This is a genomic window from Paraburkholderia heleia NBRC 101817, assembly GCF_000739775.1.
GTDB lineage: Bacteria > Pseudomonadota > Gammaproteobacteria > Burkholderiales > Burkholderiaceae > Paraburkholderia > Paraburkholderia heleia.
Genome location: NZ_BBJH01000002.1, coordinates 222,988 through 244,870, shown reverse-complemented (window position 1 = coordinate 244,870; position 21,883 = coordinate 222,988). Strand labels below are relative to the sequence as shown.

The following is a 21,883-nucleotide window of genomic DNA, read 5'->3' as shown; positions in this document are numbered from 1 at the left end:
AAGGTTGTCAGGTAGTGAAGCTCGGCGTTCACACGGAGAGGTATTCGCGAATGCGGTCGGTGTCGCCGGCGTCGCGCGTGCTTTGATGCACGAAGCGCCCGCCCTCGATCACGAAGAGCCGGTCCGCGACATCGAGCGCGAAGCTCAGCACCTGCTCCGACACGACGATGGCGATGTTGCGTGTCTGGCGAATCTGGTTGAGCGCCTTCGCGATGTCCTTGATGACGGACGGCTGGATACCCTCGGTCGGTTCGTCGAGCAACAGCACTTTCGGGTCGGTCGCGAGCGCGCGCGCGATGGCGAGTTGCTGCTGCTGACCGCCCGACAGATTGCCGCCCTTGCGACGCCGCATGTCGAACAGCACGGGAAACAGCGCGTAGATGTCGTCGGGTATGCGCTGGCTCTGCGCGTTTTCGAGTCCCGTCTGAATGTTTTCCTCGACGCTCAACGAAGCGAAAATCTGCCGCCCTTGCGGCACATAGCCGATGCCCTTCGCGACGCGCCGGTAACTCTCGTCCTTCGAAACGTCGGCGCCGCCCACGCGCACCGTGCCGCGACTGGCAGGCAGCATGCCGATGAGCGCCTTGAACAGCGTGGTCTTGCCCATGCCGTTGCGGCCCATCACCGCCACGCTTTCGCCGTTGGCCACCGCAAAGCCAATGCCGTGCAGCACTTCGCTCTGGCCATAGCTCACGACGAGATCGTCGACTTCCAGCATGATGTGTCCTCCGTTTAGTCGTTCTGTCGTTCAGTGGCCGACTCAGTGGCCAAGATAAACATCGATCACGCGCGGGTCGGCTTGCACCTGCGCCATCGGGCCTTCCGCGAGAATCTTGCCTTGATGCATCACCGTGACCTTGTGGGCGATGCGCTCGACGAACGCCATGTCGTGCTCGATCACGATCATCGAGCGATTGAGGCAGATGCGGTCGAGCAGCTCGGCGGTCAGTTCGCGCTCGCGCACGCTCATTCCCGCGATCGGTTCGTCGAGCATCAATAGCTCTGGATCCTGCATGAGCAGCATGCCGATTTCGAGCCATTGCTTCTGGCCGTGCGAAAGCAACCCGGCTTCCAGATCGAGCGATGCGGCAAGGCCGATTTCGTCGGCGACGGCGCGCACGCGGTCGGCCACTTCGTCGTCCTCGCGATACGCGAGCGCGCCGAACACGCTGCGACCGCGCGGAAACGACACTTCGAGGTTCTGCGCGACACTCAGGTTTTCGTAGATCGACGGTGTCTGGAACTTGCGGCCGATGCCCTTGCGCACGCGCCGGAATTCCGCGAGCTTCGTGATTTCCTCGTTGCGGAACTTGATGCTGCCCGCCGTTTCCTTCGTCTTGCCGCAAATCAGGTCGAGCAGCGTCGTCTTGCCCGCGCCGTTCGGTCCGATGACGACGCGCAGCTCGCCGCGCTCGAGATAGAGATTCAGCGAATCGATTGCCTTGAAGCCGTCGAACGACACGGTCAGGTCTTCGATCGCCAGCAGAAAGTCGGTGTTGCTCATGCTTCATGCCTCCTTGTTCGCTGCGCCGAGCCAGCGCCGCACGCGCGGCCGCACATGCTCTTCGTAGAGGCCCGCGAGCCCATTCGGAAACGCCATCACCACGCCGATGAACATCGCCGCCATCAGGTAGAGCCAGAGATTCGGAAAGCTCTCCGAGAACCAGCTCTTGCCGAGATTGACGAGAATCGCGCCGTACACTGCGCCCACGAGCGACATACGTCCGCCGATCGCCGCATAGATCACCATCTCGATCGACGGCACGATGCCGACGAACGAAGGCGACATGAAGCCCACCTGCAACGTGAACATCGCGCCGCCGATGGCCGCGAGCAGCGCCGCGAGGCAGAACGCAAACACCTTGAACATGGCGACGTCGTAGCCGGAAAAGCGCACGCGGTCTTCCTTGTCGCGCATCGCGAGCAGCAGCGTGCCTGCCTTGCTGCGCTGGACCCAGCGGCAAGCGAGCAACGCGCCGATCAGCAGCACTGCGTTGACGAAATAGAGAACGAGCTTCGCGTGATCGGTGCGAATGTCCCAGCCGAGCAGCGTGCGCAGGTCGGTGATGCCGTTCACACCGCCCGTGTAGCCCTGCTGGCCGATGATCAGCACCGAGAGAATCAGCGCGACGGCCTGGGTGATGATTGCGAAGTACACGCCGCCCACGCGCCGCTTGAACATCGCGTAGCCGATCACGAACGCGAGCGCCGTCGGCACGACGAGCACCGCGAGAATCGAGAACGGCAGCGAGTGAAACGGTTTCCACCACGTGGGCAGCGCCGTGAGCTGGTTCCAGTCCATGAAGTCGGGAATGCCGGGCGTGGTCTGCGTGCGCGTCGCGGCCGGATCGGACGCTTCGAGCTTGAGGAACATTGCCATCGCATAGCCGCCGAGGCCGAAGAACACGCCCTGGCCGAGGCTCAGCACGCCGCCGTAGCCCCACGCGATCACGAGGCCCATCGCCACGAACGCATAGGTCAGGTACTTGCCCATCAGGTTCAGCCGAAACGTATCGAGCGCGAGCGGAAACACGATCACGATCAGCACCGCGAGTATCGCGATGCCTGCATAGCCCGACGCGTCGAGCCGCGCCGCGACCGCGCGCCAGCCGCCCGGCGCCACGCCGTGGCCAGATCGCGGGGAAACGCCGCCCGCAGCGGGTTGGATGGGTTCCATGTCCACCTCTCCGTACAAGTGAAACAGTGAATGAGCCGCGCGGATGACCGCGCGCCCGGCAACGCCCTTACACGCGCCGCACCTTCGAGGCGAACAAGCCCTGCGGACGCAGCATCAGGATCACGACAACGGTCAGCAGCGTGAGGACGCGCGCGATCGAGCCCGAGAGGAAGAATTCGCTGATCGACTGCATCTGCGCGATGCCGAACGCCGAGGCCACGGTGCCGAGCAGGCTCGCCGCGCCGCCGAACGTGACGACGAGAAACGAATCGACGATGTAGAGCGAGCCGCTTGTCGGCCCGGTCGAGCCGATCGCCGTGAACGCCGCACCGGCCACGCCTGCGATACCGCAGCCGATGGCGAAAGTCATGCGGTCGGTACGGCGCGTGTTGATACCCGCCGCGTTCGCCATCGGCCGGTTGGCGACCGTGGCGCGCACACGCAGCCCCCAGCGCGAGCGATAGAGCGCGAGCAGCAAGCCGCCCGTCATGAGCAGCGCGAGTGCCATCACGAACATGCCGCTTACGGGAATGTCGAGCCCTTGCGCCGGCTCCCACGAACCCATCAGCCAGTCGGGCAGCGCGGGGCTCACTTCCTTCGGCCCGAAGGTCGAGCGAAACACCTGCTGCATGCCGAGGCTCAAGCCCCAGGTGGCGAGCAGCGTATCGAGCGGGCGCCGGTATAGATGCCGGATGAGTGCCCACTCGGCAAGCCAGCCCGCCGCAAACGCCAGCCCGAACGCCGCGAAGATCGCGAAGAAGAAGTAGACCGGCGTGAACGCGTGCCAGACGTTCTGCGCGAGCCACGAAAACATGTAGACGGTGTAGGCGCCGATCGTCATGAATTCGCCATGTGCCATGTTGATCACGCCCATCTGGCCGAAGATCACAGCCAGCCCGAGCCCCATCAGGAGCAGGACGCTGAACAGGCTCAAGCCGGCGAAGCCCTGCATCAGCGTGATGTTGAAAATGTCGGTAGCGGACATCGAACGCTCCTCGCGCGGCGGTGCATGGCATCGCCGCGCAGCTTCGGTTGACGGATTACATGTAGCCCTTCGGGAACGGATTCGGCTGGATCGGTTGCGCCGACTGGGCGACGACCTTGAACTGGCCGTCCGCCTGGCCCTCGCCGATCAGCGAGCGGCTCCACAGGTGATGGTTCGCATCGACCTTGGCGTAGCCCTGCGGCGCGTTGCCGACCTCGATGCCCGCCGACGACGCCACGACCTTGTCCACGTCGAAGCTGCCCGCGCGCTCGCACGCGGCCTTCCAGATCCACGGGCCGAGATACGCGGCCTGGGTGACGTCGCCGATCACGGCCTTCTGCCCGTAGCGCGCCTTGAATGCCGCGACGAACTTCTTGTTGTTGTCGTTATCGAGCGACTGGAAGTACTTCATCGACGAATAGAAGCCCGCGAAATTGTCGCCGCCAATGCCGAGCACTTCGTCTTCGGTCACCGAAAGCGTCAGCAGGAACTGCTTCTGCGGCGTAATGCCGGCCGCCTTCAGCTGCTTGTAGAACGCCACATTCGAGCCGCCCACCACGGTCGCGAAAATGCAGTCGGGGCGCGCGAGCTTGATCTTGTTCATCAGCGAATTGAATTCGGTCGTGCCGAGCGGGTAATACTCTTCGCCGACGACCTTCGCGTGCAGATGCTGTTCGATATGCCGGCGCGCGATCTTGTTCGAGGTGCGCGGCCAGATATAGTCCGAGCCGATCAGGAAGAACGTCTTGGCTTTCTTCGTATTCGACGCCCAGTCGAGCGCCCAGAGAATCTGTTGCGTAGCTTCCTGGCCCGTGTAGAACACGTTCTTCGACTGCTCGAGGCCTTCGTAGAAGGTCGGGTAGTAAAGCAGGCCGTTGTCCTTCTCGAACACCGGCAGCACCGCCTTGCGCGAGGCCGAGGTCCAGCAGCCGAACACCGCGGCGACGTGGTCGTTTTCGAGCAGCTTCTTCGACTTCTCGGCGAAGGTCGGCCAGTCGGAAGCGCCGTCTTCCTGAATGATCTGGATCTTGCGGCCGAGCACGCCGCCCATTGCGTTGATCTGCTCGATCGCGAGGCGTTCGGCCTGTATCGAGCCGGTTTCGGAGATCGCCATCGTGCCCGTAGCCGAATGCAGCTGACCCACCGTTACCGTCGTGTCGGTGACGGCGAGGCCCGTGGTGTTGACCTTCGCGGTGGGCGGCGTTTGCGCAAACGAGGTGCGCGGCATGCCGAGCGCCATCAGCGGCGCGGCGGCGAGGCCGCCGATCAGTTTGCGGCGCAACGGCGACGGCATGCGGGCATCGTCATCGATTCGATCGTCTGCGGACATCACGTTCTCCTTATCGGGCGCCCTGCGCTTCGTGCCAGGGCTGGGTCGAGGTTGGACGCAATGTAGAAAGCCAAATTGGCAACCGGAATACGTCGATTGACGTATTCCCCGCATTCGCACTGGAATGTAACTTGCATTGGACTTCGATCCCGCGCCGCCCTGCCGTTTGCACCGTTCGCGCCGCTTTCGCACCAATCCGGATCATCTTCATGTCCCAGAGTCACCCTTCCGTGGGCGCGCCGAGCACGCAACGCATCGTCAAGGTGCGCCGCGACTACAACGCCTGGGTCGGCGACGAGACCCTCGAGGACTACGCGCTGCGCTTCACGCCGCGCTCGTTTCGCCGCTGGTCGGAGCTGCGCGTGGCCAATACGGCGATAGGCGCCGTATCGTTTCTCGTGCTCGAAGCGATAGGAGGCAGCCTCGTCATTAACTACGGCTTTACGAACGCGATCTGGGCGATCGCCGCCGTTTCGGTACTCATCTGGCTCACGAGCCTGCCGATCAGCTATTACGCGGCGCGCTATGGTGTCGATATGGACCTGCTCACGCGCGGTGCGGGCTTCGGCTATATCGGCTCGACACTCACCTCGCTGCTCTACGCCGTCTTCACGTTTATTTTTTTCGCGCTCGAAGCGGCCATCATGTCGCTCGCGCTGCAACTCTATTTCCACATCTCGCTCGGTATCGCGTATGTGCTGAGTTCGCTCGTCGTGATTCCTGTCGTGATGTTCGGCATTACGCTGATCAACCGCCTGCAAAGCTGGACGCAGCCGCTCTGGCTCGTGCTGTTCGCGCTGCCCTACGCGGCGGTGCTGTGGCGTCATCCGGGCCTCGTCCGCGAATGGACGACGTTCGCGGGCTTCGCGCCGCAAGGGCGCGCTTTCAGCGTGATCGCGTTCGGGCAGGCCTCGACCGTCGTGTTCGCGCTGATCGTGCAGGTCGGCGAACAGGTGGACTACTTGCGCTTCTTGCCGCCGCTCACGGCGCGCAACCGCACGCGCTGGTGGCTCGCGCTGCTTTCGGCGGGACCTGGCTGGATCGTGCCCGGCGCACTCAAGATGCTCGGCGGCGCGTTTCTCGCCTTCGTCGCGATCCAGCACGAGGTCGATGCCTCTCATGCTGCGCAGCCCACGCAGATGTATCTCGTCGCCTATCATCTGCTGCTCGATCCGCTCGGACTTGCGAGCTGGGCGCTGCCCGTGATGACGCTCTTCGTGATCGTCTCGCAGTTGAAGATCAACGTGACGAACGCCTATGCGGGCTCGCTCGCGTGGTCGAACTTCTTTGCACGGCTCACGCACAGTCATCCGGGCCGCGTGGTCTGGCTCGTGTTCAACGTGATGATTGCCTTGCTGCTCGTTGAAATGGGTGTATTCGATGCGATCGCCAAGGTGCTGTCGCTCTACGCGAACATTGCGATCGCGTGGGTGGGCGCACTGTTCGCCGATCTCGTCATCAACAAGCCGCTCGGCTACAGCCCGCGCTATATCGAGTTCAAGCGCGCGCATCTGTACGACGTGAACCCTGTGGGCGTGGGCGCAATGCTGATTGCGGCGGCGGTCGCAATGCTCGCGCAGAGCGGCATGCTCGGCGTGCTCGCGCAGGCGATGTCGTCGTTCATCGCGTTCGGCGTGGCGTTCGTCTGTGCGCCGGTGATTGCGATCGCCACGCGCGGGCGCTACTACATCGCGCGGGACGCGCAGCCCACGGGCGACGCCGTTTCGCTGCGCTGCGCGATCTGCGAGAATGCCTTCGAACCCGACGACACCGCGTACTGCCCCGCTTACGGGGGCACCATCTGCTCGCTGTGCTGCTCGCTCGACTCGCGCTGCCACGACCGCTGCAAGCCGCATGCGCGCTTCGCCTCGCAAGCCGACCGGGCACTGCACCGCGTGTTTCCGGGCCTCCGGCTCGGCCCGGCCGCGCTGCGTCTCACGCATTACGCGAGCCTCGTCGTCGCGATGCTGGCAGTGCTCGCGAGCGTGCTGTACCTGATCTGGTCGCAGAGCGTGACGTCAATCGCCGCAGACGGCGCATCGTTCGACGGCGCCATTGCGGGCAGCTTTCTCAAGATATTCTTCTCGCTCTCCCTGGTGGGCTGCATCGCGGCCTGGTGGTTCGTGCTAGAGCGCGAAAGCCGGCGTGTCACCCAGGAAGAATCGCAGCGGCAAAACGAGCTGCTGATGCTCGAAATCGACGCGCACCAGAAAACCGACGCCGCGCTCAAACGCGCGACGGCCGCCGCCGAATCGGCGAATCAAGCGAAGAGCCGGTACGTTTCCGGCTTGAGCCACGAATTGCGCACGCCGCTCAACAGCATTCTCGGCTACGCGCAATTGTTGCTGCAGGCAAAAGACGAGCTTTCGGCGACACGCTACAACGCAGTGCGCACGATCCACCGCAGCGGCGAGCATCTGCTCGCGCTTGTCGACGGGCTGCTCGACGTCGCGCGTATCGAAGCGGGCAAGCTGCAACTGAACATCGCGCGTGTGCCGCTCGCCGATTTCGTCGCGCACGTGACGTCGATGCTGCGCCCTCAGGCACTCGAAAAGGCGCTGGCCTTCGACGTGCAAACCGTCGGCCGCCTGCCCGCTACGGTGCGCTCCGATCAAAAGTGCATGGGCCAGATTCTCACTAACCTGATTGGCAACGCCATCCGCTTCACCTCCGCCGGCACCGTGACGCTGCGCGTGAGTCACGCGCTCGACACGCTCAAGTTCGAAGTGATCGACACCGGCCCCGGCATTCCCGCGCCCGAGATGGAACGCCTGTTCCTGCCGTTCGAGCGGGGCGACGCCGCGCACGCGCATGATCACGGCGCGGGTCTTGGCCTGACGATCTGCCGGCTGCTTACGCAGGCGCTCGGCGGCAGTCTCGAAGTCGAAAGCGAGGTGGGCCGCGGCACGCGCTTCGTGGTGCGGCTCTTTGCGCCCGCCGTCGACAGCGCCGCCGACGCGCGCACAGAACTCGCGGCCATACGCGGCTATACCGGCCAGCGTCGCGCGATTCTCGTTGTCGACGATCTCGCGGATCAGCGCGGCATCGTCGTGCAATTGCTGACGCCGCTCGGCTTTGACGTCGCCGAGGCGGCGAGCGGCCCCGAGGCGCTGCGCTGGCTCGCCACGCACGGCGCCGACGCGATCATCATGGACATTTCCATGCCGCTCATGGACGGCTACGAAACCAGCCGCCTGATCCGCGAAAACCAGTTGTCGAACGCGCCCGTCGTGCTGCTTTCGGCCAACGCGTTCGCCGACGACCGCGAACGCGCGAGCGCGACCGGTTGCGCCGGTTATCTCGTGAAACCGCTCCAGGTGAACGTGCTGCTCGACAAACTCGCGCAACTGCTCGCGTTCGACTGGATTGCATCAGGTACGTCATTGCCCGCGCGCGCGGAAGCCGGCGCGGCCCCGCCGGACGCCGTATGGCCGCCCGCGGTGCTCGAGCGCCTGCGGGCGCACCTCGAAGTCGGCTACGTGCAAGGCGTCATCGAGCAGCTCGATACGGCCCGCGCAACATGGCCCGCGCTACGGGAGCACATCGAGGTGCTGCGCGCATTGGCGGAACGCTTTCAGCTAAGGGAACTCGAGCATGAACTCGACCGACTGCCACGCTCCGCCGGTACGTGACGCACAGGCCATGGGCGACGCCAACGCGACGCCCGGCTGGCTTGACGAGCGGCCTGTCGTATTGATAGTCGACGATACACCGGACAACCTCGCATTTCTCTCCGACACGCTCCAGGCGCACGGTTACGCCGTGCTGGTCGCGCTCTCCGGCGAGGACGCGCTCAAGTGCCTCGCGCGCGTGACACCCGACGTCGTGCTGCTCGACGCGATGATGCCGGGCATGGACGGTTTTGAAACCTGTAGCCGCATGAAACAGGACGTGCGCCACGAGCATCTTCCCGTGATCTTCATGACCGCGTTGACGGAAAGCGAGCACGTGGTGCGCGGCTTTCGCGTGGGCGGCATCGACTATGTGACGAAACCCGTACGGCCAGAGGAAGTGAGCGCGCGTATTGATGCGCATGTGCGGCGCTCGCGCGCGCAACTCTATGCGCACGCCGCGCTGTCGCTCGATACACGCGCGGCTTTGATCGTGGGTGCCGATGGCGCGATCCGCTGGCAAAGTCCGCAGGCCGCGCGCCAGATCGCGGCCTACTCCAGGGTCGATGCCGATCACGCGAGTCCGGCGAAGCAAACCAGCGCGCGCCTCACCTTGCCGCCGGTGCTGCACGCCTGGTTCGAGGAGTGGCTCGCGCGCGGATGCCCACCCGACGACGTCCACGAGTTCGCGGCGGGACAGGTTCGTCGCTCGGCGAGTGCGACGCCCGCGCCTGAGCCGGGTGAATGGATCGTTATCCTCAAGGAAATCGACGATACAGTCCATCGAAATGCGCTCGGTGCGCGCCTCGGCCTGACGGCGCGCGAGGCCGAAGTGCTGCTCTGGGTTTCGCGCGGGAAAACGAACCGCGACATCGGCGACATTCTGGGTATGGCGCCACGCACGGTTAACAAGCACCTCGAACATCTGTTCCGCAAGCTGCACGTCGAAACGCGCGCCGCCGCCGCCGCGCTGGCGATTAAAACCCTGGACCGGGCCTGAGTCCTGTTGAACCGTCTCCTTCCTGCAACGATGGTTAATGCGACCATGATCGCATTACGATAAGTATTCTTATCACAACGTTTCTATTTACATATAAAACTTCGAAGATGCCGTTTGAACCTCACCTGATCCCTGTTCGCGCCGCGTTGCTTCCTGTGGCGAGAGCACACGAATAAACCGCTGTCGGCTTTCCTGTTATCGGCTCGCGCCGTCATTAGTTGATCAACTGCATCCCGGCAACCTTCGAAGCCGTCACGTCGAAAGTCGCCGTGTACTCGCATTGCCCACGTCCACGGGGATCGCGACCTGGCCCTTTGAAGTGATCGTTGCTGCTGTCATGGTGGCACCACCAATGCTCCTTACTTTAAGGTGCGGAACCAGAAAGGCGAGAAACAACCGCAAGCCAGGCGTTTGGGGTCGCGCGAGGCGATCGGGGCTTGCAACAGGCCTGCGCCGAGCCCCCACTATCTTGACGCCACGATCACATGCGCCTTGATCTTGCCGGTCACCGGGCCTTCGCCATGGAGATTGGCAATCGCCTGCGTAGCACGATCGATAGCGAGCTGAAGCAAGTTGGCGTCACGCGCCACAGCGTGAAAACGAACAGTCCCGAGATGCTACGGATGATGTTATCGCGCAACGATGTCGTTGCGATGATCCGCGGAGTGTACTGCCCGCCGGCCACCTGGATTGCGACGAGCAGCGAACCGAACGTAAATACCAGAAACGCCATGTCTGCGGAAACGATGTCACCGACCAACGATCGCGCCCCGGTCATGGACAGCCCAAGCAAGCCGTTTTTTGGATCAAGGGTCCCCTGCGTGATCATCCACCTGCCGACCACTTCCGCCACGGGCTTCACCACGGCATAGAGCGCGACTGCGATGAGCGGCACAGTCCAAAGCGAAGACCTTAGGTAGCTCTTTAAGCTGTACCAGCGGTTCCAGTCCATGTCTGCCATCTCCCTACGATTCATATTGCAGTGGAGACCAAGGTATTGGCGGTTTGTCGGGTGGCGTGAAAGGAAGCTTCCCGACCGGATCCGCGCCTGGGCGCGCCGTGCGCCACAGTCGCTTCCTCCAGATATGGGAAGTTCTCGCTGGCGCAGATCAGGCTTCGGACAGTGAACTTCCCTACACGATCAGACGCCTGAACTTCAGGCCGGTCAATGAGACCTTGGTCCAACAGGTCAGGGACGTCGAGCTTCCAGGATTACGGGCAACGATTTGTTGGTCGATCCGGATGTGTGGACGACCGTTCAACACCTCAAAGGAGCCGCAGAGGCGACGCCGGGTGGAAGATCCGGAGAGGGTCGAGGTGCGCCCGGCAACGCGAGGACGGGGATCGGCCAGGGATCTGCGATCCAGCCGCCTCGCAAACATCTGTTTGCCCGGATCGCGTTGTTCTCTCGCCGAGGCGACTGGTCGACATCTGCACCGGTGCTGCGAATCGAGGCCCGGTGCAGTTTCATGGCATCATCGTTTTACCGTCACACCACAGCAGGAGCCTACTCCATGGCGACTTACATCGTCTTCACCAAGGAAAGCACGCAGGATCAGGGCGAGCTAGATATCTACCAAAGCAAGGTGGGTCAGACCTTCAAAGACCATCCCGTCAAGATCCTCGCTGCGTACGGCCCCCAACAGGTTCTTGAGGGCGAACCACCAGAGGGCGTCGTGATCGTGGAATTCCCGTCGACTGCGGCGGCGCGCGCGTGGTACGACAGCCCGGCGTACCAGGAGGTCGCCCAGCACCGGTTCAAGGGCGCGCGTTATCGCGCCGTCCTTGTCGAAGGCATATGACGAAAGGCTTCGACGCTCGAGCCCGTGGTTTCAATGGGCTCGAGGAGAACTGACATGTCAGGAGAGCGTCTGTGTACCGTCCGCGATTCCCTCTCTTCGATGCCGATGATCTCTCTGTGCCGTTGCTACCGTCGGCTGTCCAGCTGATGGACAAGGGGCAAATGACGATTTGCTGCTATTTCCGGAATGGCACAATTCGAGGGATTTCCGTAAAATACGCCTTCTCTGGGGAATTCGGCTAACGACTCCGTCATGCATCGAATTGGGTTCTTTGTTTGCAGTGGCCACGACGCTCTCGATCTTGGTGGGCCACTCTCGGCTTTTAATCAGGTGGCCACAGCCGCTGGCCATACTCCCTACGATCTTCATGTCATCTCGCAGTCCGGAGGCCCGGTTCGTGGCAATACGGGCCTTGCGATCGAGACCACGCCGGTCGGAAGGCGCATGTTTGACACCGTCGTTTTCGTGGGCGGTGATATCGGCCCGATGCAGACACCGGAGAACATCGCCGCCGCCAGGAAATTGGGCGAGCGCGCGTCGCGGGTGGCGAGCGTGTGTACAGGAGCGTTTCTGCTTGCGGAAACCGGCTTGCTGGACGGCGTGAAAGCAACAACGCACTGGCGATACGCCGCGCTGTTGCAATCGCGTTTCCCTCGCACCCGCGTCGAGGGCGATAGCATCTATATCGTGGACGGCCACATCTGGACGTCGGCGGGCATCGCCTCCGGAATCGACCTGGCGCTCGGCTTGATCGAAAGAGATATGGGTGCGGAAGTCGCGCGCGCTGTTTCCCGGCTTCTGGTTGTTCCGTATCGCCGGCCGGGCGGGCAGTCCCAATTCTCCGCCATGTCGCAAATGGAGCCGGAATCGGATCGTATCCGCATCGCCTTGAACTTCGCGAGAGAACATCTGGCTGAAGCACTACCTGTGGAACGACTCGCCGATGCCGCAAGATTAAGTCCGCGGCAGTTCGGACGCGCATTTCGCCGGGAAACCGGCGAAACACCGGCCAAGGCGGTCGAACGTTTGCGCGTCGAAGCGGCGAGGCTGCGCCTGCAGGACGGTAGCGAGCCGATCGAACAAATTGCTCTGGCCGTGGGATTCACTGATCCGGAACGGATGCGGAGGGCCTTCATTAAACTGCATGGCCACCCTCCGCAGGCAATCCGGCGCGAAAGCCGATTGAACAGTGTGCGCTGATCGAGCGCCGGCGTATTGGCGCTCGCGGTACGTGACTACCTATATCACCAGGCGCTCAACGGGCAACGGATTTCTGGGCAGCGTAATCATTCCAGATGTCGCGATGTAATTTCCACGCGCCGCCCTCCTTTATAAAGAGGAGGATCTGCTTGCCGCGGTATTTGAAGTTTCCAGCATGGTCTCGGATATCCGCGTCCGAGACCTCCGTCACGATGCGATCGTTACCGTAGAACTCGTAATTGCTGAACGATACGGTGTCGGGCTTTGCCCCGGCATACCCCTTGGTGAAGTACGCGGCAATCGCGCTGCCACCCGTCACCCGGTCGCCGCCGGGCGGCAGGAGTGCGCCGTCGTGGGTATACAGACGGCCTATCGCCTCATAGTCCCCTCGCGCAAAGGCATCCGCCCATCGCACATTCTCGGCTTTGATGGCCGCTTCGGTTTGAGGCCGCGGGCCGCCAGCCATTGCAGGCACCGCAAACGCGAAAAAGGAAAAGCAGGCTGCAAGGGCTCCAGCAGAACGACGAATCTGTTGCATTAAAGGATTTCCGAACAGTTTAAGTTGAAGGAACTGTGCCAGATTGGGCAGGCGAGGCAAGCAATGTCGGCGGCGGCTTCATCGAAACCCGTGAAAGTGCTCACAGACATTGCCCGCGGGCATCTCAGCGAACGCCTGGGATTCGTGCGAGCCCCCTGGATGCACCAGGCAGTTCCTTGTCGACCATCGCGATGACTTCTGGCCGTGCGTCTCTGGGATGACCGGAATGGAACGGCGGAGCGGGATCGTATTCGATCACGAGTTGCGTGAATTCGGCGGCCTGTTGGCCGCGCAGCTTCGCGGCGACGCGAAGTGCGAAATCGATGCCCGCCGTCACGCCGCCGCCGCTCATGAAGCGGCCGTTGTCGTCTTCCACGAATCGATCCGGCACGGGAATCGCGCCATATTCGGACAGCTTGTTGACGAAGGCCCAATGGCAGGCGCTTCGCTTCCCCTTGAGAATGCCCGTCGCAGCGAGCACCAGCGATCCGTTGCAAACCGACGTCACATGTTTGGCGCTCTCCGCCAGACGCCGGATCTGCGCTTGATACTCGGGCCGCATCGGCGCCGTCAAATCGGACCCGCCGGGCACCAGAATCAGATCGGTATTATCGATATCGGCCAGTCGTTCAGTCTTGCCATACACGACCCCGAATTCGAGCGTCACGTTGCCCCCATTGAGGCTCGCATAGCGAACGTTCGTATTCGGTAACCGGTGGAAAATTTCGCTGGGGCCTGCGAAGTCGAGGAGCGTCCCGCCATCGTAATTGACAATCAGGATGTTGAGCAGGTCATCCGGAGCAAGTTCTGCCTTGCTGGGTGCCTGCGCAAGTGCAGGCGTGGTGTGGCCAGGCAGGGCCCCGCCACCCAGCACGGCGCCCAGCGTGGCGATGCTTCCGAACTTGAGAATATCGCGGCGCGAACGACCTGCTCCGGTGAGTGGCTTTCCGGAGGCGTTGTTTTCGCTATTGTCGGTCAAGATTATTTCTCCTTGCGCTTCGGCCCCTCCGGGTGCGCAACCAGGTTGGCCGGATTGAAAACCACCACGAAAGCGTGGTGGACGTGTGATCAAGGTGTGGATGAACCGGGAGGACGTGCAGGGCTCCTGAATGGGAAAGCGCACGGCTTAAAGCTGCGAGGCGCCGCCATCGACAATGAGTTCGCTGCCGACAACGTAGGAAGATTCGTCGCTGGCGAGATAGAGCGCAGCGTAGGCAATGTCCTCTGCCTTGCCCATGTGGCCGACCGGGATGGTCTTCGCGAACTCGCTTTTGAAGTTGCGGACGTCCTCGTCCGACATACCCCACTTGCCGAGCAGAGGCGTGTCCGTGCCGCCGGGCGCGATCGCGTTGAACCGGATCTTGCGATCGAGAAACTCGTAGGACCAACTACGGGCAAGTGATCGCACGGCAGCCTTCGCCGCCGCAGTCAACGAGATGCCGTGTTTGCCGGTCTGGGCGACGAACGATGTGTTGAGAATGACTGAAGAGCCCTCTCGCAGGTCCGGCAGCACCGCTTGAAGCGTGAGCACCACGCCCTTGACGTTGATGTCCATGATCTCGCTATAGAGTTCGTCGTCTATGTCGTTGAGTGCAGACGGGAAAGCCCAGCCAGCGTTGGCAAACACGACATCCAGGCCGCCGAACTTCTCCTTTATCTCAGCGGCAATCGCCCGCATGTCCCCGATCGAACGGACATCGCCCTTGAGAACTAACGCATTCTCGCCAAGCTCGGCCTTCACGCGCTCGAACACTGCATCATCGCGACCGGTAAGCGCAACTCGGGCGCCTTCTGCAACGAAAAGCCTGGCGGTCGCGAGACCAATGCCGCTAGTCCCTCCCGTAATCAAAGCTGACTTGTTCTTAAGCCTCATCTTCTGTTCCTTTTCTTTGCTCGAAATTGATCGAACCGGAAGCACAAGGCGCAATCGCGTCTGTGCTCGTGTTCCGACTTGATTCCTGCGCAAATTATGGAACCGGCATTGAATGACTCAAAGGTCGTATAACCCTCAAAATGCGTCATCCAATTGTCTTCGCAGCGATCCGTTCAAACCGCTTCGTATTTGCCAACTGCATATTTCCATAGAAGAACAATGCGTTTGCCTTATAGGGATGCGCTCCGTATCGTGTCTGCTCGTCATACGCATTATCTGGGGAATATTTCATGCGCCGCGCTTATGTCCGCTATCTCGTCGCAATAGCCGCAATGCTGCCGGTTGCGGTCTTTGCCGCCACACTCAAGGTCGGCGACCAGCAACTGCAGATGCGCGGCATTCTCGAAGCGTCGGGCCAGTTGAAGGACGTACCCTGCCCGATCGAATGGTTCAATTGCCCCGCTGCGCAGCCGCTTGGCGAGGCGCTCAACGCCGGCGCGACCGACGTGGGCGGCCTTGGGGACGCGCCGCTCATCTTCGCCTACTCCATAGGCGCGAAGATCCGCGCGGTTTCGGCCACCCGTTCGACGCCTGTCGATCTCGCGATCGCCCTCTCCGTTCACGCAAGCACTTGCGCCGCTTCACCGAGCGATCTTCAAGGAATCCCGTCATGAGCGTCGAATTCATCGGCTATGTCAGTCATCAGGAGTCCAGTGAAATCCATTTGCCGCAAGGTCCGGCCGTCAATCCGCCGTGGATCGCGACCGTCGCCCAGGCGCACGAGTACGGCGGTTTCGACCGCGTGCTGATCGCCCACTCGAGCGCCTCGCCCGACGGCTTCCAGATTGCCTCGTTCGTCGCCCAGCAGACGCAACGGCTCGGCATCCTGCTTGCACACCGCCCCGGCTTCGTAGCGCCGACGCTCGCCGCACGCCAGCTCGCCACGCTCGATCATTTCAGCGCAGGCCGCGCCGCCGTGCACATCATCTCCGGCGGCGACGACACCGAGCAGCAGCGCGACGGCGACTGGCTCACGCACGATGAACGCTATCGGCGTACCGACGAATATCTCGACGTCGTCAAGCGGTCGTGGACGAGCGATGCGCCATTCGACCACGCAGGAACGTACTACCGCGTCGCAGGACACCGCTCGCAGGTGCGCCCGTTGCAACGGCCGCATCTGCCCGTGTACTTCGGCGGATCGTCCGATGCAGCGATCGCCGTCGCGGGCAAACACGCAAACGTGTTCGCGCTGTGGGGCGAATCGCTCGACGCGGTGCGAGAAACGATCGCGCGTGTCCGCGCAGCCGCGGCCGTGCATGGCCGGGAACGCCACATCCGCTTCAGCCTCTCGCTGCGTCCGATTCTGGCGGCGACCGAAAGTGCCGCCTGGGCGCGCGCCGAATCGATTCTCGCGCGCGCGAAGGATGTCGTCGCGCGCTCGCCCAATTTCACACGCCGCCCAAAGAATCCCCAGAACGAGGGCGCAAAGCGACTGCTCGCCGAAGCGGCAAAGGGCAATGTCGTGGATACGCGGCTGTGGACGGGGATCGCCGCGCTCACGCGCGCGGCCGGCAATTCGACTGCGCTCGTCGGTACGCCCCAACAGGTCGCCGACGCGCTGCTCGAATACCGCAAGCTCGGCGTTTCGACATTCCTGATTCGCGGCTTCGATCCGCTCGAAGACGCCCTCGCTTACGGCCGCGATCTGCTGCCGCTCGTGCGCGCGGCCGTCGCGAAGGAAGACGGTGTGCAGCGCGCCGCCGCGGCATGACCCATGGCGCCCCCCACGGAAGGCTTTTACCACCCGTTGTATCTCTTCAAGGCAATGACGGAACCGACATGGCTGACTTGACCACTTCTTCAAACAGCTATGTCCCGTCGTCGCGGGCGGGCTCGCGGCGTTCGGCGGACCGCTTTCACTACTGGCTCTCGTGGGCTATCCCCGCGCTGATTTTTGTGCTTTGGGAAATCGCGGCGCGCTTGGGATGGCTCACGCCACAAGTGCTGCCGGCGCCGAGCAGCGTCGCGGCGACGGCGTGGAATCTCGCCCGCAACGGCGACCTGTTCGTTCACCTTGGCGTCTCGCTGCTGCGCGCGATGACCGGCTTTCTGATCGGCAGTGCAATCGGGCTCGTTCTGGGCGTGCTGGCCGGCTTTTCCCGCCTCGCCCAGGCGCTCATCGACCGGCCAATCCAGATGGTGCGCGCGATACCGTTTCTCGCGATGCTGCCGCTCGTGATCGTGTGGTTTGGCGTAGGCGAAGTCGCGAAGATTTTTCTCGTCGCGTTAGCAGTCCTCTTTCCCATCTACATCAACACGATGCTCGGCATTCGCCAGATCGATTCGAAACTGATGGAACTCGCCAGGGTGATCGGGATGAAATGGCCCGCTGTCGTGCGCCGGATCATTCTGCCCGGCGCGATGCCCGCGATCCTCACGGGCGTGCGTTATGCGCTCGCGCACGCGTGGCTCGCGCTCGTCATCGCCGAAACCCTCGCGACGACCCAAGGCATCGGCTTTCTCGCCATGGACGCTCGCGAGTTCCTGCAGACCAATGTCATCTTGCTGACCATGATTATTTACGCGATCATCGGCGTCGCCGCCGACGCCCTCGTCCGCTCGCTCGAAGCACGCTTCCTGTCGTGGCATGCGAACTACACGAAGGCAGAGAAGTCATGAGCGTCACTGCCACGTTATCCGGTCACGCGAATGCCATCGACGCCATTGAAGGCATTCCCCGCCACGAAACCGAAACTGCCGCCTCGCCGCTGGCCGTCTCGGTGCGCGGACTCCAGCGCCGCTATGGCACGCGTGTCGTGATCGACGCGCTCGACCTCGAGATCCGCAAAGGCGAATTCGTCGCACTGCTCGGCGAAAGCGGCTGCGGCAAGACCACGCTGCTGCGCGCGCTCGCGGGTCTCGATACGCCGGATGCCGGGCAGATTCGCGCGCCCGAGCGGCCGTCCGTGGTGTTTCAGGAGCATCGCCTGCTGCCCTGGGCCAACTTGTGGGAGAACGTCGCACTCGGTCATGAGTCGAGCGTCGGTCGCGCCGGTGCGTCGCGCGCGCTGGCCGAAGTCGGCCTGGCGGGGCGCGAGCACGACTGGCCGCGCAATCTTTCAGGCGGTCAGGCACAACGTGTCGCGCTGGCGCGCGCGCTCGTGCGCGAACCCGCGCTGCTGTTGCTCGACGAGCCGTTCGCCGCGCTCGATGCGCTTACGCGCATCAAGATGCACGGGCTCGTCAAGGAGCTGGTCGCGCGTCACGCGCCGGGCGTGCTCATCGTGACGCACGATGTCGACGAGGCGCTCTCGCTCGCCGACCGCATTCTCGTCATGCGCGCAGGGCGCATCGCCGCTTCGTTTCATCCCAAAGACCACACGCCGCAGACGTTGCGGTTCACGCTGCTCGAGGAACTCGGCGTTCAGTCCCACTGAACCGCCTCCTCCACCATACAAAAGAAAGGACCACGAATGAACGATGCTTCACTCACTCGCCGCCAGCTCCTGCGCGCGGCGGGCGGCCTGCTGGCCGGCGCCGCCGCCGCGCATCTGCTTCCCGCGCGCGCCGCGCAGCCGGCGAAACTCACGCGCAACACCGACACGGTCCGCATTGGCTGGGGCTACGGCGCCCTGCCCGACATCGCGAAACAACGCGGCGTGTTCGAGCAATCGCTGGCGGCGAAGCGTATCAAGGTCGAATGGGTCGGGCCATTCCCGAACCACGCGCCGTCGATCCAGGCCGTGGTTGGCGGCAGCGCGGATTTCGGCTTCTGGGGATCGACGACACCCGCGCTCGCCGCCATGCTGGCCGGCGCCCCCATCGTCTTCACGGGCTTCGACGTGTATTCGCCGCGCTCGACCGCCATCATTGTGAAGAAGACGAGTGGCATTCGATCCGTGGCCGACCTCGCCGGCCGCAAGGTCGCGGTGAACCGCTCGGGGCTCGGCGAGTTCCTGCTCATCGCGGCGCTGGAAAAACACCGCGTCGACCGCAGCAAGGTCGAGTTCGTCTATCTGAATCCGCCCGATGCGGCGCCCGCGTTTGCGCAAGGCAAGGTCGACGCGTGGTCGATGTGGTCGCCCGCCGTCGATATTTCGCGCTATTCGAACGATGCCACGGACATTTTCAACGAAGGACGCGATCTCGACTTTCTCATCGATTACAGCTCGCTCGTCACGCGCCGAAGGTTCACCGAAGAAAACTCCGAACTGGTGCGCGCCGTGCTCGACGCGTACTACGTGGAAGGCGCCTGGCAATCGCAACATCCGGCCGAGTCGGAGGGGCTCGTGCAAAAGGAGGCGAAATATCCGGATCAGGTGCGCGACTATCTGGCGAGCCTGAAGCGCGTGAACCAGTTCCACGAGCCGGACGATGCGGCTTTCATGGCGCAGTTGCAACGCGCGGCGGACTGGCTCGCGCAACGCAAGATCATCGGCGCACCCATCAAGGTCGCCGACTACAGCGTCAAGGTATGACGCGCCACCCAATTGGACGCCACGCACGCGAAGGCGGCATGAACCGGAAAGCGTATGTCTGAAACTCACAGCTCGTCGCCTGGCGCAATCGCGCTCGTCTCGCCATTGTCGGCGTCGCTCGGATTCGCTCACGCCATTGGCGGGATCGCCGCGACGGCGGCGCAGCGCGAGCGCGAGCAGCGCCTGCCGCACGAAGAGATCGCGGCGCTCAAGGCGCTCGGCTTCGGCGCGTTGCGCCTGCCTGCTGGTGACGGCGGCCAAGGCGTGTCGTTAAGCGAACTTTTCGCCGTGGCGCGCGACCTCGCCGCGGCCGATTCGAACATCGCTCACGCCTTTCGCAATCATTTCTGGCAAATAGAAGCAGCGCTCGAACGGCGCGAGCATCCGTTCCATGCGCATGTGCTCGACCTTGCGCGCCAGCGCAAGACGATCGGCCTGAGCTTCGCCGCAAGCGATGCGACGGCGGCAGGCGCGCGGCCGAGCGCCGTACTGAGCCGGCTGGAATGGGACGAGCGCAGGCAGGTCTATGTCGGGACGGGCGACAAGGTGTACGCGACCGGCAACCTCTACAACGACGCATTCGTCGGGCTCGCCGTCGAAAGCCGGGCGAACGGTACCGTGCAATATGTGCTCGAACGAGGCGAAGGCGTCGGCACCGAGGACGACTGGCAGGGTTTCGGCCAGCGACTGACCGGCTCGGGCACCGCGCGGTTCCGAAACGTCGTGGTGAAGCCCGCGCACGTCTATGCGCCCGATCCGCCGAAAGCGCCCGAAGCCGCGCCGTGGGGCTTCACCTTCCACCAGGTCTACCTCACCAACTGCATTGCCGGCATCGTGCGGCGAGTGGTTCTGGATGCGGTGGAGGCGTTGCGCGCGCGGCGGCGCAACTTCTACCATGGCGAAGCCGCGCAGCCCGCTGACGAACCGGCGCTGCAGGCGTTGCTGGGCCGCATTCGCGCCTACGCCGCGAGCATCGAGGCGAGCGCCGTGCGCGCCGTAGAGGCGCTGCAACGTGCCGCGGAAAGCCGAGGCACGCGCGACGACTACGCGAGCGCCCTCGCCGCGACGCTCGCCGCCTCGGAAGCCAAGGTCGTGATCGACGATCTCGCGCCGCAAGTCGCGAGCTGGCTGATCGACCTGGGCTCGGGCTCGGTCGTGTCGAACGCGGCCGCGCTGGACCGGCACTGGCGCAATATCAAGGTGATTGCCTCGCACAATCCGCGGCTCTACAAGGAGCGCCTGCTCGGTCAGAACCTGCTGACCGGACAGCTCCCGCCAACGGGTGCGTTCTTCTGATCCGGGCCGCGCGAGCCTTGCTTCATGCTGCCAGTTCGCGGCGCACGCGCGGCACGATCTCTTGTGCAAAACGGCGCATGTCGTGCTCGAAGGGCTGAAACTGCAGCATGAAGAGTTCAACTCCCGCGCGGTGAAATTCGGCAATGCGCCGCGCAACCGTGTCGTAGTCGCCCACGAGTCCCGCTGCCGTACCCCCATTGGAGCCGACGCGCACCGAGCGTGCAAAGGTCTTGAACATCTCGACGTTCGGATCGATGTTGGCCTTCTGGCGCTCGCGCAGCGGCTTGTCGCGCTCGGCCAGCGCGAACAGATGATCGAGGTGCGCCTCGGCCTGCGCCTGGGTCTCGCGCGCGATCACGAAAGCGGACAGACCGAAGCGCAAGGCATCGTGCCCGTCGGGCCGCGCGCGTGCCGACACGTCGGCGATCAGGCCCGATACGTCGTCGAGCGGCTGGCCGTTGATGAACCAGACGTCGCCGTGCGCAGCCACCAGTTCGCGCGCCGGCTCCGACTCGCCGCCCACGTAAATGCGCGGGCGAGCGCGAAACGGATCGGCGGGAAGCAGCCGGTAATCGTCGATATGGAAGTGCTCGCCGTGGTGATTCACGCTCTGGCCGCGCAACAGCGCGTCGACAACCGTGATCCACTCGCGGCCGTAGGCATAGCGATCGTCGTGCTCCGGGAATGCAATGCCGGCGCGCTCCAGTTCCGGCCGGTTCCACGCATTCACGAGGTTGATCGCGAAGCGCCCGCCGCTGATGTGCTCGATCTGCTGCGCCATCTTCGCGAGCACGACCGGGTGGTAGAGAAACGGCTTGATCGCGGCGATGATCTCGATGCGCGACGTAAGCGCAGCCAACGCTGCCGAGGCCGTCCACGCCTCCAGCTGGTCGAGCGCAGGATCGTGCGGATTGACCGTATGCTGCGCGACGAGCACCGAGTCGAAGCCGAGGCGCTCGGCTTCGAGCACGAGCGCCTTGTTGCGGGCCCACGATGCGTCGTAGGGTTCGGCGGGGTCCTGCAGCGCCGCGCGGCTTCCGTGCACGAGCGCCCAGATGCCAAAGCGTGGAAAAGAACGGGACATTGGGTG

The 21,883-nt window shown here is 63.5% G+C and carries 19 protein-coding genes and 1 pseudogene; 10 read left to right on the top strand and 10 right to left on the bottom strand.

Going from position 1 to position 21,883, the window contains the following annotated elements; genetic code table 11:
* Window positions 1-28: 28 nt before the first annotated feature.
* The 5 genes from urtE to urtA all read right to left on the bottom strand — a co-directional run bounded on the left by urtE (window position 29) and on the right by urtA (window position 4,992).
* On the bottom strand, window positions 29-718 hold the full coding sequence (urtE, locus tag BHE01S_RS01800; RefSeq protein ID WP_042259838.1) for an urea ABC transporter ATP-binding subunit UrtE: 690 nt from the start codon (window positions 716-718) through the stop codon (window positions 29-31).
* Window positions 719-760: 42 nt separating this feature from the next.
* Window positions 761-1,504, bottom strand: a complete 744-nt coding sequence (gene urtD / locus BHE01S_RS01795) for an urea ABC transporter ATP-binding protein UrtD (RefSeq protein WP_042259835.1) — start codon at window positions 1,502-1,504, stop codon at window positions 761-763.
* Between the two features lie 3 nt (window positions 1,505-1,507).
* Window positions 1,508-2,677 (bottom strand): urea ABC transporter permease subunit UrtC, encoded by a 1,170-nt coding sequence (urtC, locus tag BHE01S_RS01790; protein ID WP_042259832.1) that lies wholly within the window; start codon window positions 2,675-2,677, stop codon window positions 1,508-1,510.
* 67 nt (window positions 2,678-2,744) lie between these two features.
* Entirely contained in the window at window positions 2,745-3,662 is a 918-nt protein-coding gene (gene urtB / locus BHE01S_RS01785; protein ID WP_042259830.1) for an urea ABC transporter permease subunit UrtB, read from the bottom strand.
* 55 nt (window positions 3,663-3,717) lie between these two features.
* Window positions 3,718-4,992, bottom strand: a complete 1,275-nt coding sequence (gene urtA / locus BHE01S_RS01780) for an urea ABC transporter substrate-binding protein (protein ID WP_042259827.1) — start codon at window positions 4,990-4,992, stop codon at window positions 3,718-3,720.
* 209 nt (window positions 4,993-5,201) lie between these two features.
* On the opposite strand from urtA, the gene BHE01S_RS01775 reads away from it, so the two are divergent.
* Complete coding sequence (locus tag BHE01S_RS01775) at window positions 5,202-8,624, top strand: hybrid sensor histidine kinase/response regulator (RefSeq protein WP_042259823.1); 3,423 nt, start codon at window positions 5,202-5,204, stop codon at window positions 8,622-8,624.
* Between the two features lie 10 nt (window positions 8,625-8,634).
* Complete coding sequence (locus tag BHE01S_RS01770; protein WP_042260000.1) at window positions 8,635-9,603, top strand: response regulator; 969 nt, start codon at window positions 8,635-8,637, stop codon at window positions 9,601-9,603.
* Window positions 9,604-10,108: 505 nt separating this feature from the next.
* Here BHE01S_RS01770 and BHE01S_RS01765 read toward each other — a convergent pair.
* Window positions 10,109-10,555, bottom strand: coding sequence for a DUF2254 family protein (locus BHE01S_RS01765; protein ID WP_245639608.1), 447 nt, complete (start codon window positions 10,553-10,555; stop codon window positions 10,109-10,111).
* Window positions 10,556-11,117: 562 nt separating this feature from the next.
* Between BHE01S_RS01765 and BHE01S_RS01760 the strand changes: the two genes are divergently transcribed.
* Window positions 11,118-11,405, top strand: coding sequence for a DUF1330 domain-containing protein (locus BHE01S_RS01760; protein ID WP_042259819.1), 288 nt, complete (start codon window positions 11,118-11,120; stop codon window positions 11,403-11,405).
* A 252-nt stretch (window positions 11,406-11,657) separates the two neighbouring features.
* Window positions 11,658-12,605, top strand: a complete 948-nt coding sequence (locus tag BHE01S_RS01755) for a GlxA family transcriptional regulator (protein ID WP_042259817.1) — start codon at window positions 11,658-11,660, stop codon at window positions 12,603-12,605.
* 55 nt (window positions 12,606-12,660) lie between these two features.
* On the opposite strand, the gene BHE01S_RS01750 is transcribed toward BHE01S_RS01755, so the two are convergent.
* The 3 genes from BHE01S_RS01750 to BHE01S_RS01740 all read right to left on the bottom strand — a co-directional run bounded on the left by BHE01S_RS01750 (window position 12,661) and on the right by BHE01S_RS01740 (window position 15,016).
* The gene (locus tag BHE01S_RS01750; RefSeq protein ID WP_042259815.1) at window positions 12,661-13,143 is read right to left on the bottom strand and encodes a YybH family protein; all 483 of its coding nucleotides are present in this window, start codon (window positions 13,141-13,143) and stop codon (window positions 12,661-12,663) included.
* A 124-nt stretch (window positions 13,144-13,267) separates the two neighbouring features.
* On the bottom strand, window positions 13,268-14,122 hold the full coding sequence (locus BHE01S_RS01745; RefSeq protein ID WP_042259813.1) for a DJ-1/PfpI family protein: 855 nt from the start codon (window positions 14,120-14,122) through the stop codon (window positions 13,268-13,270).
* A gap of 147 nt (window positions 14,123-14,269) precedes the next feature.
* Window positions 14,270-15,016, bottom strand: coding sequence for an SDR family oxidoreductase (locus BHE01S_RS01740; RefSeq protein ID WP_042259810.1), 747 nt, complete (start codon window positions 15,014-15,016; stop codon window positions 14,270-14,272).
* A gap of 290 nt (window positions 15,017-15,306) precedes the next feature.
* Here BHE01S_RS01740 and BHE01S_RS01735 point away from each other — a divergent pair.
* The 6 genes and pseudogenes from BHE01S_RS01735 to BHE01S_RS01710 all read left to right on the top strand — a co-directional run.
* Window positions 15,307-15,642: pseudogene (locus BHE01S_RS01735) on the top strand (aliphatic sulfonates ABC transporter substrate-binding protein); the annotation flags it as partial.
* Between the two features lie 44 nt (window positions 15,643-15,686).
* Entirely contained in the window at window positions 15,687-16,790 is a 1,104-nt protein-coding gene (locus tag BHE01S_RS01730; protein ID WP_042259808.1) for an LLM class flavin-dependent oxidoreductase, read from the top strand.
* A 68-nt stretch (window positions 16,791-16,858) separates the two neighbouring features.
* Window positions 16,859-17,698, top strand: coding sequence for an ABC transporter permease subunit (locus tag BHE01S_RS01725; protein ID WP_042259805.1), 840 nt, complete (start codon window positions 16,859-16,861; stop codon window positions 17,696-17,698).
* Complete coding sequence (locus BHE01S_RS01720; protein ID WP_084068468.1) at window positions 17,695-18,456, top strand: ABC transporter ATP-binding protein; 762 nt, start codon at window positions 17,695-17,697, stop codon at window positions 18,454-18,456. The genes BHE01S_RS01725 and BHE01S_RS01720 overlap by 4 nt, the downstream gene beginning before the upstream one ends.
* A gap of 36 nt (window positions 18,457-18,492) precedes the next feature.
* Window positions 18,493-19,497 carry an NrtA/SsuA/CpmA family ABC transporter substrate-binding protein gene (locus tag BHE01S_RS01715; RefSeq protein WP_042259803.1) on the top strand — a complete coding sequence of 335 codons (1,005 nt, stop codon included), beginning with the start codon at window positions 18,493-18,495 and terminating at the stop codon, window positions 19,495-19,497.
* Window positions 19,498-19,551: 54 nt separating this feature from the next.
* A complete protein-coding gene (locus BHE01S_RS01710; RefSeq protein ID WP_042259801.1) occupies window positions 19,552-20,793 on the top strand; it encodes an acyl-CoA dehydrogenase family protein in 1,242 nt (413 codons plus the stop codon).
* 22 nt (window positions 20,794-20,815) lie between these two features.
* Here BHE01S_RS01710 and BHE01S_RS01705 read toward each other — a convergent pair whose 3' ends face one another.
* Entirely contained in the window at window positions 20,816-21,877 is a 1,062-nt protein-coding gene (locus BHE01S_RS01705) for an LLM class flavin-dependent oxidoreductase (RefSeq protein WP_042259798.1), read from the bottom strand.
* Window positions 21,878-21,883: the final 6 nt, after the last annotated feature.